At 58.7% G+C, this 14,562-nt stretch carries 14 protein-coding genes; 9 read left to right on the top strand and 5 right to left on the bottom strand.

The features are described 5' to 3' along the window. Positions 1 to 60: 60 nt before the first annotated feature. From gutM to R0140_RS05325, 5 genes are all read right to left on the bottom strand, one after another. The gene (gene gutM, locus R0140_RS05305) at positions 61 to 420 is read right to left on the bottom strand and encodes a transcriptional regulator GutM (RefSeq protein WP_099217056.1); all 360 of its coding nucleotides are present in this window, start codon (positions 418 to 420) and stop codon (positions 61 to 63) included. Positions 421 to 1,038: 618 nt separating this feature from the next. Beyond that, entirely contained in the window at positions 1,039 to 1,818 is a 780-nt protein-coding gene (srlD, locus tag R0140_RS05310) for a sorbitol-6-phosphate dehydrogenase (protein ID WP_008806161.1), read from the bottom strand. 12 nt (positions 1,819 to 1,830) lie between these two features. Beyond that, positions 1,831 to 2,193, bottom strand: coding sequence for a PTS glucitol/sorbitol transporter subunit IIA (srlB, locus tag R0140_RS05315; RefSeq protein ID WP_048964376.1), 363 nt, complete (start codon positions 2,191 to 2,193; stop codon positions 1,831 to 1,833). 13 nt (positions 2,194 to 2,206) lie between these two features. Next, the gene (locus R0140_RS05320) at positions 2,207 to 3,178 is read right to left on the bottom strand and encodes a PTS glucitol/sorbitol transporter subunit IIB (RefSeq protein ID WP_012540783.1); all 972 of its coding nucleotides are present in this window, start codon (positions 3,176 to 3,178) and stop codon (positions 2,207 to 2,209) included. Continuing rightward, positions 3,175 to 3,738: a PTS glucitol/sorbitol transporter subunit IIC gene (locus R0140_RS05325; protein WP_022065932.1), complete on the bottom strand. Its 564-nt coding sequence runs from the start codon at positions 3,736 to 3,738 to the stop codon at positions 3,175 to 3,177. The genes R0140_RS05320 and R0140_RS05325 overlap by 4 nt, the downstream gene beginning before the upstream one ends. 277 nt (positions 3,739 to 4,015) lie before the next feature. On the opposite strand from R0140_RS05325, the gene mltB reads away from it, so the two are divergent. The 9 genes from mltB to csrA all read left to right on the top strand — a co-directional run bounded on the left by mltB (position 4,016) and on the right by csrA (position 14,431). Next, positions 4,016 to 5,095, top strand: a complete 1,080-nt coding sequence (mltB, locus tag R0140_RS05330) for a lytic murein transglycosylase B (RefSeq protein ID WP_012540785.1) — start codon at positions 4,016 to 4,018, stop codon at positions 5,093 to 5,095. A gap of 1,094 nt (positions 5,096 to 6,189) precedes the next feature. After that, entirely contained in the window at positions 6,190 to 6,900 is a 711-nt protein-coding gene (locus R0140_RS05335) for a metal ABC transporter ATP-binding protein (protein ID WP_012540787.1), read from the top strand. Continuing rightward, complete coding sequence (locus tag R0140_RS05340) at positions 6,897 to 7,760, top strand: metal ABC transporter permease (RefSeq protein ID WP_012540788.1); 864 nt, start codon at positions 6,897 to 6,899, stop codon at positions 7,758 to 7,760. The genes R0140_RS05335 and R0140_RS05340 overlap by 4 nt, the downstream gene beginning before the upstream one ends. 7 nt (positions 7,761 to 7,767) lie before the next feature. Next, positions 7,768 to 8,646, top strand: a complete 879-nt coding sequence (locus tag R0140_RS05345) for a metal ABC transporter substrate-binding protein (protein ID WP_016161684.1) — start codon at positions 7,768 to 7,770, stop codon at positions 8,644 to 8,646. 138 nt (positions 8,647 to 8,784) lie between these two features. Continuing rightward, positions 8,785 to 9,282, top strand: a complete 498-nt coding sequence (pncC, locus tag R0140_RS05350; protein ID WP_008806153.1) for a nicotinamide-nucleotide amidase — start codon at positions 8,785 to 8,787, stop codon at positions 9,280 to 9,282. A gap of 90 nt (positions 9,283 to 9,372) precedes the next feature. Further along, the gene (gene recA, locus R0140_RS05355; protein ID WP_004205686.1) at positions 9,373 to 10,431 is read left to right on the top strand and encodes a recombinase RecA; all 1,059 of its coding nucleotides are present in this window, start codon (positions 9,373 to 9,375) and stop codon (positions 10,429 to 10,431) included. Between the two features lie 70 nt (positions 10,432 to 10,501). Next, positions 10,502 to 11,002 (top strand): recombination regulator RecX, encoded by a 501-nt coding sequence (gene recX, locus R0140_RS05360; protein WP_008806152.1) that lies wholly within the window; start codon positions 10,502 to 10,504, stop codon positions 11,000 to 11,002. Positions 11,003 to 11,253: 251 nt separating this feature from the next. Beyond that, the gene (gene alaS, locus R0140_RS05365) at positions 11,254 to 13,881 is read left to right on the top strand and encodes an alanine--tRNA ligase (protein WP_032740868.1); all 2,628 of its coding nucleotides are present in this window, start codon (positions 11,254 to 11,256) and stop codon (positions 13,879 to 13,881) included. 364 nt (positions 13,882 to 14,245) lie between these two features. Next, on the top strand, positions 14,246 to 14,431 hold the full coding sequence (csrA, locus tag R0140_RS05370; RefSeq protein ID WP_000906486.1) for a carbon storage regulator CsrA: 186 nt from the start codon (positions 14,246 to 14,248) through the stop codon (positions 14,429 to 14,431). The last annotated feature ends 131 nt before the right edge of the window (positions 14,432 to 14,562 follow it).

Consider the following 14,562-nt stretch of genomic DNA (forward strand, 5'->3'; position numbering starts at 1 on the left):
GTATCCTGCGTTTAAGTTTCGAAGTGATAATTTCGCAAGATATTAACTTTCACAACGAAATTATGCATGTTTCGGATTAAGCGCTAATGATAGTGCATTCTGACAGAGCGGATCATTGGGAAAGATCACATCAGGCTGCAATTCCTCGAGATGTTTACCGCTAAGCGTGGGGATTTTTTGCGGACTGGCGAAGACGGTGAGTCCCTTCATCAATAGCGTGTCGCAAATACGATCGTTTTCATCGACGGCGATAGCGACAATCGCGCGCGGTTTAAAGCGCCCGGAGGAACGGCCGACGCCAACGCGGCCCTGCTGGCAAAGGCTATCAAAGGCGCGATTGAAGCGGCGAATTTGCCAGCCGCCGAAAGCCAGCTGAGTCAGCCAGGCGATAGCGGCGACGGTGATTAATGTGGTAACCATAATGTCTCCTGAAGGTGGGGTATCGGGTACAACCCCGGTACCGTTTTTTGTCGGGTGGCGGCTAGCGCCTGACCCGACCTACGCTGGCATGTGATCTGTAGGCCCGCGCAAGCGTAGCGCCGCCGGGCAATAACCGCGGGTAAAGAGCTACTTTCGCGCCGGATGGCGGCTGCGCCTTATCCGGCCTACGGTCCGTGCCATTGTGAGCTTAAGATCTCTATCTTGTAACCATGGCTACTGAAACTGCGGTGTTGGTGGCCTCAAAATCGCTGAGACGTTCCCGGAAGGCCGGGGCAGCCCGCATGGATGCGGGCTGAGGGCCGTGATTTGCAGGGACGCTGCCTCGGCCCGACCCGGAGCCTGCCGGGATAAGTCGAAGGTACCACGAAGTGGCGATTTTGGCGGCCAGAGCCCGGGAGTACAGAGGGCGGCGGCGACTGGCCGCCCTCTGTGCGCTCCCTGCGCCATGAGAGCCATAACGCAGAAGAAATATCGGGAGCGCAATGTGCTCGGAATTAACACAAAGCACATGTTTTTCCCCAACCAAAACCGTTGCAAACCGATAACAGTATCTATGGTTTTTTTGCCCGGATAAGCGCAGCGCCATCCGGGAACCTTTTAAAACATCACCTGGCCGCCGGTAACGTTAATTGACTGCCCGGTGCAGTACGACGCCTGCGGGCTGGCGTAAAACATCAACACGTTCAGCACATCCTGGTAATCGCAGCCGCGTTTCAACGGCACCTTATCGATGTAGTACTGCTCGACTTCGCTCTCATCGATACCGAGCTTGGTGGCATACTGCGGCAGCAGCGACTGGAACATCGGCGATTTCAACAGATTGCCGAGCATCAGCGAATGGACGGTAATACCGTACTCCGCCAGATCCAGCGCCAGCGACTGGGTCAGCCCGACGCCGCCGAACTTCGCCGCGCTGTAGCCGGAGTTGTGCTTACTGCCCACTTTGCCGGACTTCGAGTTGATCTGAATGATGCGTCCCTTAATGCCGTCGCGGATCATCAGCCGCGAGAACTCGCGGGCGCAGAGGAAATAGCCCACCAGGTTCACCTGCAGCGAGCGGTCGAAATCCCCCAGCGCGAAGTCGCTTATAAACGCCGCTTTGGCAATCCCGGCGCTGTACACCAGCAGGTCGACGCGCGTGAAAATCTCATCCACCCCGTGAGCCAGGGCAGTGACGCTGGCTTCGCTGGTGGCGTCGGCGCCGAAGCCGTATGCCGTGCCTTCGCCATATTCAGCGTTGATCTCCTGGGCGACCCGGCTGGCTTTTTCACTTTGAATATCGACCACCGCCACGCGGTAGCCCTCGGCGGCCAGACCGCGGCACAGAAACTCTCCTAAGGTTTGTCCGCCACCAATGACAACAGCAACCTGATTCATCTTTCTCTCCTTCTAAGCAACAAATTTCAGTACGCAGCCGGTCGCGATAGCGTCCGGCACCGGGCCGGCGACGTGAACAGTTCCGGGAAACTCCGCTTCACGATGGCCGTCGAAGCGCAGGGTGATATGGCCCAGCTCGCGCAGGTTTTGTTCGGCGACCTCGCCGACGGCGGTCACCGGATAACGCCTGTCACCGAGCTGCAGCTCTGCGCCCGGCGCCAGGGGGCCGGCAAGCTCGCCGTGGTTGTGAATAAAGCAATACTCTTCGATATCCGCCGGGGCGCCCTCGCGGAAGGTGATCAGCATCTGCTCTTCCAGCGCCATCGTCGCGCAGGCGCCGATGCGGGTAATGGTGGTGTGGTAAATGACGGTCATCTTCAGGAACCTCTTACTGGTAAATAAATCCGGAAACGAACCACGCGATCAGCACGGTTGGCGCGCCGGTGAGGAAGCGGCTGACCAGCACCGACGGCACGCCGACGCGCACGGTATCCTGACGGGCCTCGGCCAACGACAGGCCTACCGGGATAAAATCGCAGGCGGCCTGGGCGTTAATGGCAAACAGCGCGGGCAGGGCGAGGTGCGGTGGAATGTTGCCAAGGCCGATCTGGACGCCGATCAGCACGCCGATGACCTGGGCGATAACGGCGCCGGGGCCGAGAAATGGCGACAGCAACGGGAAGGAGCAGATCAGCGCCAGGGTCACCAGCCCCAGCGGATGGCTGGCAAGCGGCGCCAGGCCGTGGGCAATCCAGTCGCCGATGCCGGAGGCCATGATGATGCCGATCAGCGCCGAGACGAAGGCCATAAACGGCAGAATGGTTTTCAGCACCGTGTCGATGGTGTCGCGTCCGGCCTGGAACAGCACCGCCACCACCGATCCCATCCCCATCCCGACCTTAGCCAGCAGGCCGTCGCTCTGTTCGGTGATCTTTTTGCTGGCGTCATAATCGCGGCCCGCGGCAGGGAGTGGTTGCGCTGCCGTCTCGCCGCTATCTTCCAGCAGTTTGATGTTCTCTTCTTTCACCCCGGAGACGTAAATATCCTCGACGATATACTGCGCCAGCGGCCCCGATTTGCCAGTGGCATGGATATTCACCGTAGGGATACGGCGCTTGGGATAGAGCCCGCAGCGCAGGGTACCCCCACAGTCGATAATCGCCACGCCGATGTCGCTTTCCGCCGGTTCGCCCTCTTTAAAACCGTCCACCGCCTGCCAGCCGGTCAGGCTGGCGATGCGGTCAACGATCGCCGGGCGGGTGCCGGCGGTGATATAGACGATCTTTTTGCCCTCGACGACGTCGAGCTCAAGCGGGCCGCCCCAGCCGCCGGTGCCTTTCTCAATACGAATGCGGGTCATGATGTCGCTCCTGACAGATGCACTTTCCGGGCAAGCTGAATCGCCATTTTTTTCTCGAAAATAGAGGTGGTCAGGTCGGTGACCCAGCCGCGGAAGAAGTTGGTCACCAGCCCAACCAGCAGATAGCTCACCGCCAGGGGACCAAGCGGCAGGCCAAGCGTGGTGAGGCCGTTGGCGATGCCGAGATAAACAAACAGCTCGCCGGGGTTGATATGTGGAAAGAGACCGTTCATCGAGTGGCAGCTATAGGACGCCGCCGCGTAATAGCTGGGCTTGTACTTCTCTGGCATAAAGCGGCCGAGACTTAAGGTCATTGGGTTACAAAAAACGAAGGTGCCGATGCAGGGCAACAGCAGATAGCGGGAGATCGGATTTCCGGCGCAGCGCTGCGCCAGTTTTTCGATCCGCTGCTGGCCGATAAAGTTGATCAGCGCGTTCATGATCACCAGCAGGCTGATCAGTAAGGGGAGGATCCCGGTCACCATGCCGGTAAATACCTCGCCGCCTTTCTGAAACAGGCCGATAAACCACTCCGCGCCGTGGGTAACGACGTCAATCATTGTTCTCTCCTTCAGCGTGTTATTTTTCTTGCTAACTGCAGGCTGATTTTAATCATTTTGAAAGGTTTTAAAGTGTTAAATAGATCGCAAAATGAAAGATAAATATTTTATTTTGAAAGTTTGAAGGCAAGAGGATGAAACGATGAGGCGCATGGCAGCATGCCGGGAAGGGGTCGGTGAAGGACTATTTTGTCTACAAACGGATTGTCGCTTTCTTGTTGGTCGTCGCATGCTTTACCATAATTATCCCTTGCTGAATTTGTTAAACGGAATTCCCATGTTGAAGCGTCGCTATCTGGCTTTACTTCCCCTTTGTGTGCTCCTCGCTGCCTGCAGCAGCAAACCCAAGACCCCCGCGGAAACGGAGATGGCGAGTGGAACCGGCGGCTTTTTGCTGGAACCGCAGCATAACGTGATGCAGATGGGCGGCGACTTCGCCAACAATCCGGCGGCGGCGCAGTTCATCGATAAGATGGTGGCGAAGCACGGCTTCGACAGACAGCAGCTGCAGGAGATCCTGTCGCAGGCTAAGCGCCTGGATTACGTCCTGCGGCTGATGGATCGTCAGGCGCCGACCGGCCTGCCGCCGACCGGGCCGACCGGCGCCTGGCTGCGCTACAAGAAACAGTTTATTACCCCGGATAATGTGCAGAACGGCGTGGTGTTCTGGAACCAGTATCAGGATGCGCTGAACCGCGCTTATCAGGTTTATGGCGTGCCGCCGGAAATCATCGTCGGCATTATCGGCGTGGAGACTCGCTGGGGTCGGGTGATGGGCAAAACCCGCATCCTTGATGCGCTGGCGACCTTGTCATTTAGCTACCCGCGCCGCGCTGAATACTTCTCGTCGGAGCTGGAAACCTTCCTGTTAATGGCGCGCAGCGAAAGCGACGACCCGCTGGATCTGAAAGGTTCTTTCGCCGGGGCGATGGGCTACGGCCAGTTTATGCCGTCCTCCTATAAGCAGTATGCGGTCGATTTTAACGGTGACGGCCATATCAACCTGTGGGACCCGGTGGATGCCATCGGCAGCGTGGCCAACTACTTCAAACAGCATGGCTGGGTGAGCGGCGATCTGGTGGCGGTGCAGGCGCTGGGCCAGGCACCGGGGCTGGAGAATGGTTTCAAAACCAAATACAGCGTGTCGCAGCTGGCGGCGGCGGGGCTAACCCCAACCCAGCCGCTGGGTAACCATCAGCAGGCCAGTCTGCTACGGCTGGATGTCGGCACCGGCTATGAGTACTGGTACGGGCTGCCGAACTTCTACACCATCACCCGCTATAACCACAGCACCCACTACGCGATGGCCGTCTGGCAACTGGGCCTGGCGGTTTCTCAGGCCCGTGGCGGGTACTGATTTTCATCCGGCTGACAGATTCCGCGCCTCCCCGGATAGCGGCGCGTAGCGCCTTATCCGGGCTACGGTCTGGTATCCGGTTGGTAGCCCCGGTAAGCGCAGCGCGACCGGGGGAGAGTTCAATGACAGCTTGTCGCCCATCGGTAACACTGCGGCTACGTTACTGACAGATTCCGCGCCTCCCCGGATAGCGGCGCGCAGCGCCTTATCCGGGCTACGGTCCGGTATCCGGTTGCTAGCCCCGGTAAGCGCAGCGCGACCGGGGGAGAGTTCAATGACAGCTTGTCACCCATCGGCAACACAGCGGCTACGTTACTGACAGATTCCGCGCCTCCCCGGATAGCGGCGCGTAGCGCCTTAGCCGGGCTACGGTCCGGTATCCGGTTGCTAGCCCCGGTAAGCGCAGCGCGACCGGGGGAGAGTTCAATGACAGCTTGTCGCCCATCGGCAACACTGCGGCTACGATACTGACAGATTTCGAACCTCCCCGGATAGCGGCGCGTAGCGCCTTAGCCAGGCTACGGTCCGGTATCCGGTTGCTAGCCCCGGTAAGCGCAGCGCGACCGGGGGAGAGTTCAATGACAGCTTGTCACCCATCGGCAACACAGCGGCTACGTTACTGACAGATTTCGAACCTCCCCGGATAGCGGCGCGTAGCGCCTTAGCCAGGCTACGGTCCGGTATCCGGTTGCTAGCCCCGGTAAGCGCAGCGCGACCGGGGGAGAGTTCAATGACAGCTTGTCACCCATCGGCAACACAGCGGCTACGTTACTGACAGATTCCGCGCCTCCCCGGATAGCGGCACGCAGCGCTTTATCCGGGCTACGATGCGGTATCCGGTTGCTAGCCCCGGTAAGCGCAGCGCGACCGGGGGATGACGCCGGGGCGGCCGCGCTTAACCTCCCGTTTTTACCCGCCCGCATGCCTCTTGTTGACCTTTGTTACATTTCTGCTCACTGACACTGATTTACATTCTTTTTTCGCTTCTGTATTGTTATGTTATAACATTAAAAGAGGTGAAATATGTTCACATCAGTTTTTATGGCCTCCGGCGCGACGCGCGCGACCATCGCAGGCGTGCTGCTGGTGGCGCTATGGTTAGCGACCTGGTGGGCGGTGGCGCTGCCATGATTGAGCTGGAGCAACTGGTCGCTGGCTATGACGGGGTGGCGATCACCCCACCGTTGAGCGGGATGATATGCCCCGGCAGCCTGACAGCAATCGTTGGCCTCAATGGCTGCGGAAAATCAACGCTGCTGAAAACGCTCGCCGGGTTTCTACCACCGGTCAGTGGCCGCCTGCGCTGGCAGGGGAAACGGCCGGTGATTGGCTGGCTGGCGCAGCGCCATGCCCTCGAGTCGCAGTTTCCTCTCAACGTGCAGGATGTGGTGAGTCAGGGCGCATGGCCCGGCGTGTCGCTGCTACGCGGTCTGGGCGGCGATACCCGGCGACGTATCAGCGCGGTGCTGGAGCGGGTCGGGCTGGCGGGTCTGGCGAAATCGCCGATTGAGGCGCTCTCCGGCGGCCAGTTTCAGCGCATGTTGTTTGCCCGGGTGATGGTGCAGCAGGCGCCGCTGGTGATGCTCGACGAGCCCTTCACCGGCATCGACGAAGCGACCTGCCGGGAACTGATGGAATTGATCCTCGAGATGCATCAGCAGGGGCAGACCATCCTGGCGGTGCTGCATGATAACCAGCGGGTGGCCGACTTTTTCCCCGAGACGCTGCTGCTGACTTCCCAACGCGCCTGCTGGGGCGTCACCCGGGCGGTACTTCCGGCTTTCAGTCATGCGAGGTCGGCATGATCTGGCACACCTTCTTTCAGCCTTTTATTGAATTTGGTTTTATGCGCCGGGCGCTGGTGGTGTGTCTGGCGCTGTCGCTGAGCACCACCATGCTGGGCGTCTTCCTGCTGCTGCGGCGTATGAGCCTGATGGGCGATGCGCTGTCGCACGCCATTCTCCCCGGGGTGGCGGTGGGGTATCTGCTGAGCGGCATGTCGCTGCTGGCCATGACCCTGGGCGGCTTCATCGCCGGCATCGTGGTGGCGCTGGTGGCCGGGTGGGTGAGCCGGCGGACACCGTTAAAAGAGGACGCCAGCTTTGCCGGATTTTATCTGGGATCGCTGGCCCTGGGCGTCACCCTGGTGTCGCTGCGCGGCTCCAGCGTCGACCTCCTGCATCTGTTATTTGGCTCTATTCTGGCGGTCGATCGTGACGCGGCGCTGTTTGTCAGCGGCGTCGCCAGCCTGACGCTGCTGTGCATTGCGCTGTGCTACCGCGGTCTGGTCAGCGAGGCGTTCGACAGCGCCTGGCTGCAGGTGAACCACCCCCGCCTTCCCGCGCTGCTGCATGGACTGTTTCTGGCGCTGCTGGTGCTTAATCTGGTGGCGGGGTTTCAGGTACTCGGCACGCTGATGGCGGTAGGGGTGATGATGCTTCCGGCGGTTGCCGCGCGCTGCTGGGCGCGAACGCTGCCGGGCATTCTGCTGCTGGCGGCGCTCTCCGGCGCACTCTGCGCCTGGCTGGGATTAAGTCTCTCCTGGGCGGCCAGTCTTCCCGCCGGGCCCGCCATCGTGCTGACCGCCAGCGCGCTGTTTTTTATTTCGCTGTTTTTTGGCACGCATAGCCGGCTGCTGGTCGGCTGGCGCAAATTGATGGGGTAAGGAAATGATGAAACGTAGTGCAATGGTTGTGGCGCTGGCATTGGGGCTGATGGCGCAGGGGGCGATGGCAAAAACGCTGAACGTGGTAAGCAGTTTTTCGGTGCTGGGTGATATGGTGCAGCAGGTCGGCGGCGAGCATGTCCATGTCGATACGCTGGTCGGCCCGGACGGCGATCCACACACCTTCGAGCCCTCGCCGAAAGATAGTGCGCTGCTCAGCAAGGCCGACGTGGTGGTGGTCAACGGCCTGGGGCTGGAAGGGTGGCTGGATCGTCTGATTAAGGCCTCTGGTTTTAAGGGCGAGCTGGTGGTGGCCTCGAAAGGCGTCAAGACCCATACCCTTGATGAGGATGGCAAAACGGTGACCGATCCCCACGCCTGGAACAGCGCGGCGAACGGTGCGTTGTATGCGCAGAATATCCTCGATGGTCTGGTGAAAGCCGACCCGGAAGATAAAGCGGCGTTGACCAGCAGCGGCAAGCGCTATATCGAGCAGTTGACGAATATCGACGGCTGGGCGAAAGCGCAGTTCAGCGCCATTCCGCTGGCAAAGCGCAAGGTCCTGACCAGCCATGACGCCTTCGGCTATTTTGGCCGCGCTTACAATGTGACATTCCTCGCGCCACAGGGGCTCTCTTCAGAGAGCGAGGCCAGCGCGGCGCAGGTGGCGGCGCTGATTAAGCAAATCAAAGCCGATGGCGTCCATACCTGGTTTATGGAGAACCAGCTTGACCCGCGGCTGGTGAAGCAAATCGCCAGCGCGACAGGCGCCCAGCCGGGGGGCGAACTCTATCCGGAGGCGCTCTCCGCACCGGGTGGCGTCGCGGATAGCTATGTGAAAATGATGCGTCATAACGTGGCGCTGATCGCCGCCAGCATGAAGTAATCGTGCGATTTATCATCCCGGCGTCGCCGGGATGATTCATTTTGGATGTCCCCTCGTAAATTCCACACCTCGTCCCCATATCTCTGTGGAAAGTGCTATCTTTGATGGCCTCTTTATCCAGACCAAAGCGGGGCGATAATGACCGATTCAGAATTAATGCAGCTAAGCGAGAAGGTGGGCCGGGCGCTGAAGGCGCGCGGTGCGACGGTGACCACGGCGGAATCCTGCACCGGCGGCTGGATAGCGAAAGCGATCACCGATATTGCCGGCAGCTCAGCGTGGTTTGAACGCGGTTTTGTGACCTACAGCAACGAAGCCAAATCGCAAATGATCGGCGTCAGCGAAGCGACGCTGCGGGAGAACGGCGCAGTGAGCGAACCGGTGGTGGTCGAGATGGCGATCGGCGCACTGCGCGCGGCGCGCGCGGACTATGCCATCTCCGTTAGCGGCGTCGCCGGGCCGGATGGCGGCAGCGACGAAAAGCCGGTCGGCACGGTGTGGTTTGGTGTCGCCAGCGTGAGCGGGCAAGGCGTGACGCGGCGCGAATGCTTTGCCGGAGACCGCGAAGCGGTGCGTCGTCAGGCGACGGCCTATGCGCTCAATCTGCTCTGGCAACAATTTCTACAAAACACTTGATACTGTATGACCATACAGTATAATTGCCTCAACTGAACAAATATTAACGGCGAAGCGAACACGCTTCACCCTGCATGATTAGGAGTAACAATGGCGATCGACGAAAACAAACAGAAAGCGTTGGCGGCTGCACTGGGCCAGATCGAAAAGCAATTCGGTAAAGGCTCCATCATGCGCCTGGGTGAAGACCGTTCTATGGACGTAGAAACCATCTCCACCGGCTCGCTTTCTCTGGATATTGCGCTCGGCGCCGGCGGTCTGCCAATGGGCCGTATCGTCGAGATCTACGGCCCGGAATCTTCCGGTAAAACCACCCTGACGCTGCAGGTTATCGCCGCAGCGCAGCGTGAAGGTAAAACCTGTGCGTTCATCGATGCCGAACACGCGCTGGACCCGGTCTATGCGCGCAAACTGGGCGTGGATATCGACAACCTGCTGTGTTCTCAGCCGGATACCGGTGAACAGGCGCTGGAAATCTGTGACGCGCTGGCGCGCTCTGGCGCGGTTGACGTTATCGTCGTCGACTCCGTCGCGGCGCTGACGCCGAAAGCGGAAATCGAAGGCGAAATCGGCGATTCTCACATGGGTCTCGCGGCGCGTATGATGAGCCAGGCGATGCGTAAGCTGGCGGGTAACCTGAAGCAGTCCAACACGCTGCTGATCTTCATCAACCAGATCCGTATGAAAATCGGCGTAATGTTCGGTAACCCGGAAACCACCACCGGCGGCAACGCGCTGAAGTTCTACGCCTCCGTGCGTCTGGACATCCGCCGCATCGGCGCGGTGAAAGAGGGCGACAATGTCGTCGGCAGCGAAACCCGCGTCAAAGTGGTGAAGAACAAGATCGCCGCGCCGTTCAAACAGGCTGAATTCCAGATCCTCTACGGCGAAGGCATCAACTTCTTCGGCGAGCTGGTTGACCTGGGCGTGAAAGAGAAGCTTATTGAGAAAGCGGGCGCCTGGTACAGCTACAACGGCGACAAAATTGGTCAGGGTAAAGCGAACGCGATCACCTGGCTGAAAGAGAACCCGGCGGCGGCGAAAGAAATTGAGAAGAAAGTTCGCGAACTGCTGCTCAACAACCAGGACTCTACGCCGGACTTCGCCGTTGACGGCAACGACGCAGAAGAAACGGAACAAGATTTCTGATATCGTCTAACAGAGTGATAAAGGGCTGCTTATGCGGCCCTTTTGCATTTTTTAGATTATTGAGGTGCCTGTGACTGAACCTTCATCACGCCGCTCCGGCTACGCCCGCCTGCTGGACCGCGCTATCCGCATTTTGGCCATGCGCGACCACAGCGAACAGGAGCTGCGGCGCAAACTGGCTGCACCAGTAATGAGCAAAAATGGCCCCGAGGCGCTGGACGTCACCCCCGAAGAGCTGGAGCAGGTGGTTGCCTGGTGTATCGAAAACCGCTATCTCGACGATCACCGTTTTGTCGGCCAGTTCATCGCCAGCCGGAGCCGCAAAGGCTATGGCCCGGCGCGCATTCGTCAGGAGCTCAGCCAGAAAGGGATTGCCCGCCAGGACGTTGAACAGGCGATGCGCGAATGTGATATCGACTGGGTGAGCCTTGCCAGGGAGCAGGCGCAGCGTAAATACGGCGAACCGTTACCTTCCGCCTTTACTGAAAAAGTGAAAGTTCAGCGATTCCTGCTTTACCGCGGCTACCTGATGGAAGATATCCAGGAAATCTGGCGAAATTTTGCAGATTGACCCATCGGGGATTTTACTTCGCCGTAAAGAAAACTTATCTTATTCCCACTTTATTCCGTCGGGCCGCTGGTTGTGACAGTACAGACAGCGTCCAGGGCGATTATTCCTTATACACAAAATCATTCAAGCTGCATCAGGGCGGCAAGAGAGAACATCTTCTGGAACGCACGTCAGTTCGGTGCCGGGAGAGCAAGCGCAGCCAGGACAGAGGCGACTTGAAGGATGACGTGTAGCTTGATTTCAGGATAATTATGAGCAAGAGCACCGCTGAGATCCGTCAGGCGTTTCTCGACTTTTTCCATAGTAAGGGACATCAGGTAGTTGCCAGCAGCTCCCTGGTACCGCACAACGATCCAACCCTGCTGTTTACCAACGCCGGGATGAACCAGTTCAAGGATGTCTTCCTTGGCCTCGACAAACGTAATTACTCGCGCGCGACCACCGCGCAGCGTTGCGTGCGTGCGGGTGGTAAACACAACGATCTGGAAAACGTCGGTTACACCGCGCGTCACCACACCTTCTTTGAAATGCTGGGCAACTTCAGCTTTGGCGATTACTTCAAACAGGATGCCATCAAATACGCATGGGAACTGCTGACCGGTGAAAACTGGTTCGCCCTGCCGAAAGAGAAGCTGTGGGTCACCGTCTACGAGACCGATGACGAAGCATTCGACATCTGGGCCAATGAAGTAGGCGTTCCGCGCGAGCGTATCATCCGCATCGGCGACAACAAAGGCGCGCCGTTTGCTTCTGATAACTTCTGGCAGATGGGCGACACGGGTCCGTGCGGCCCGTGCACCGAAATCTTCTTTGACCACGGCGATCACATCTGGGGCGGCCCTCCGGGAAGCCCGGAAGAAGACGGCGACCGCTACATCGAGATCTGGAACATCGTCTTCATGCAGTTCAACCGTCAGGCTGACGGTACCATGGAGCCGCTGCCGAAGCCGTCCGTTGATACCGGTATGGGGCTGGAGCGTATTGCCGCCGTGCTGCAGCACGTTAACTCCAACTATGATATCGACCTGTTCCGCGATCTGATCGCCAGCGTGGCGAAAGTCACCGGCGCGACCGACCTGACGAACAAGTCGCTGCGTGTGATTGCCGACCACATTCGCTCCTGTGCATTCCTGATTGCTGACGGCGTGATCCCGTCGAATGAAAACCGCGGCTACGTGCTGCGTCGCATCATTCGCCGTGCGATCCGTCACGGCAACATGCTGGGCGCGAAGGACACCTTCTTCTGGAAACTGGTTGCCCCGCTGATCGCCGTGATGGGTTCCGCCGGTGAAGAACTGAAACAGCAGCAGGCTCAGGTTGAGCAGGTACTGAAAACTGAAGAAGAGCAGTTCGCCCGTACTCTGGAGCGCGGACTGGCGCTGCTGGATGAAGAGCTGTCGAAGCTGAAAGGCGACACGCTGGATGGCGAAACGGCCTTCCGTCTGTACGACACCTACGGCTTCCCGGTCGACCTGACGGCGGACGTGTGCCGCGAACGCAACATTAAAGTTGACGAAGCTGGCTTTGAGGCCGCCATGGAAGAGCAGCGCCGCCGCGCGCGCGAGTCCAGCGGTTTCGGCGCTGACTATAACGCGATGATCCGCGTTGACGGCGCCTCTGAATTTAAAGGCTACGATCATCTGGAGCTGAACGGCAAAGTGACTGCGCTGTTTATCGACGGTAAAGCGGTGGATAGTGTCAGCGCGGGCCAGGAAGCGGTGGTGATCCTCGACCAGACCCCGTTCTATGCGGAGTCCGGCGGCCAGGTGGGCGATAAAGGCGAACTGAAAGGCGCAGGCATCTCCTTCGCCGTCAGCGACACGCAGAAGTACGGTCAGGCCATTGGTCATATCGGTAAAGTCGCCAGCGGTTCCCTGAAAGTGGGCGACGCGGTGCAGGCCGATGTGGACGAGGCTCGCCGTCAGCGTATCCGTCTGAACCACTCCGCGACGCATCTGATGCATGCGGCGCTGCGCCAGGTGCTCGGCACCCATGTGGCGCAGAAAGGCTCGCTGGTTAACGATAAAGCGCTGCGCTTTGACTTCTCGCATTTCGAAGCGATGAAGCCGGAAGAGATCCGTGCAGTCGAAGATCTGGTCAATGCGCAGATCCGTCGTAACCTGGCTATCGAAACCAACATTATGGATATCGATGCCGCGCGCGCATCCGGCGCCATGGCGCTGTTCGGCGAGAAATACGATGACCGCGTCCGCGTGCTGCAGATGGGCGACTTCTCCACCGAACTGTGCGGCGGGACTCACGCGGCGCGTACCGGTGATATCGGCCTGTTCCGCATCACCTCTGAGTCCGGTACCGCCGCTGGCGTGCGCCGTATCGAAGCGGTAACCGGCGAAGGCGCGATAGCCATGCTGCACGCGCAGAGCGATCAGCTCAGCGATATCGCACAGCTGCTGAAGGGCGACAGCCACAATCTCGGCGAGAAAGTTCGCGCCGCGCTGGAGCGTACCCGTCAGCTGGAAAAAGAGCTGCAGCAGCTGAAAGAGCAGGCTGCGGCGCAGGAGAGCGCAAACCTCTCCAGCAAAGCGGAAGAGATTAACGGCGTTAAGCTGCTGGTCAGCGAGCTGGCCGGCGTGGAGCCGAAGATGCTGCGTACCATGGTTGACGATCTGAAGAACCAACTGGGTTCGACGGTTGTGGTGTTGGCTACGGTCGCAGACGGTAAAGTTTCCCTGATTGCCGGTGTGTCTAAGGATGTGACAGATCGCGTGAAGGCAGGGGAGCTGGTTGGTATGGTCGCTCAGCAGGTGGGCGGTAAAGGGGGCGGTCGTCCGGATATGGCGCAGGCCGGTGGTACCGATGCGTCTGCTCTCCCTGCAGCGTTAGCCAGTGTGAAAGGCTGGGTCAGCGCAAAACTGTAATAACTATAAACGCCTATACCCTAAATAATTCGAGTGGCAGGAAGGCGGCGACGCAGCGAATCCCCAGGAACTTACTCAAGTAAGTGACTGGGGTGAGTGAGGAAAGCCAACACACAGGCAACTTGAAGTATGGCGGGTATAGGTGCCGTAACCTCGGGGAAACGGCACCTTGCGTCATAAGTACTGATAACGATAAAGTCGGGTTGAAATTGTGTATATCGGCTAAACTTAGGTTTAACAGAATGTGATGCCATGACTGCCTTATACCGCAAGGTATTTGTCATCGCTTACTTTTTGGCGTTATATGATGGATAATGCCGGGATACGAGAGACCCGACTCTTTTAATCTTTCAAGGAGCAAAGAATGCTGATTCTGACTCGTCGAGTTGGTGAGACCCTCATGATTGGAGATGAGGTCACTGTGACAGTTTTAGGGGTGAAGGGTAACCAGGTTCGTATTGGCGTAAACGCCCCTAAAGAAGTATCTGTTCACCGTGAAGAGATCTACCAGCGTATTCAGGCTGAAAAATCCCAGCAGTCCAGTTACTAAGGTTTCCGCGCCTCGCTGTTCAGTGAGGCGCATCCCTTCCCGCCGTTATTTTTGCCTTTTTCACTTTTTCCCCTGCGCAATACCGGTTTTCATCACCCTTTGCCGCTTTGGCTGTTTGGCGTTATGCCTGC

It is taken from the genome of Klebsiella sp. w6, assembly GCF_033100215.1.
Lineage (GTDB): Bacteria > Pseudomonadota > Gammaproteobacteria > Enterobacterales > Enterobacteriaceae > Klebsiella > Klebsiella variicola.

What these genes read in the sequence shown, in the direction of transcription:
- gutM (WP_099217056.1), bottom strand. Translation starts at nt 420, where the DNA reads ATGGTTACCACATTAATCACCGTCGCCGCTATCGCCTGGCTGACTCAG.
- srlD (WP_008806161.1), bottom strand. Translation starts at nt 1,818, where the DNA reads ATGAATCAGGTTGCTGTTGTCATTGGTGGCGGACAAACCTTAGGAGAG.
- srlB (WP_048964376.1), bottom strand. Translation starts at nt 2,193, where the DNA reads ATGACCGTCATTTACCACACCACCATTACCCGCATCGGCGCCTGCGCG.
- R0140_RS05320 (WP_012540783.1), bottom strand. Translation starts at nt 3,178, where the DNA reads ATGACCCGCATTCGTATTGAGAAAGGCACCGGCGGCTGGGGCGGCCCG.
- R0140_RS05325 (WP_022065932.1), bottom strand. Translation starts at nt 3,738, where the DNA reads ATGATTGACGTCGTTACCCACGGCGCGGAGTGGTTTATCGGCCTGTTT.
- mltB (WP_012540785.1), top strand. Translation starts at nt 4,016, where the DNA reads ATGTTGAAGCGTCGCTATCTGGCTTTACTTCCCCTTTGTGTGCTCCTC.
- R0140_RS05335 (WP_012540787.1), top strand. Translation starts at nt 6,190, where the DNA reads ATGGTTAGCGACCTGGTGGGCGGTGGCGCTGCCATGATTGAGCTGGAG.
- R0140_RS05340 (WP_012540788.1), top strand. Translation starts at nt 6,897, where the DNA reads ATGATCTGGCACACCTTCTTTCAGCCTTTTATTGAATTTGGTTTTATG.
- R0140_RS05345 (WP_016161684.1), top strand. Translation starts at nt 7,768, where the DNA reads ATGAAACGTAGTGCAATGGTTGTGGCGCTGGCATTGGGGCTGATGGCG.
- pncC (WP_008806153.1), top strand. Translation starts at nt 8,785, where the DNA reads ATGACCGATTCAGAATTAATGCAGCTAAGCGAGAAGGTGGGCCGGGCG.
- recA (WP_004205686.1), top strand. Translation starts at nt 9,373, where the DNA reads ATGGCGATCGACGAAAACAAACAGAAAGCGTTGGCGGCTGCACTGGGC.
- alaS (WP_032740868.1), top strand. Translation starts at nt 11,254, where the DNA reads ATGAGCAAGAGCACCGCTGAGATCCGTCAGGCGTTTCTCGACTTTTTC.
- csrA (WP_000906486.1), top strand. Translation starts at nt 14,246, where the DNA reads ATGCTGATTCTGACTCGTCGAGTTGGTGAGACCCTCATGATTGGAGAT.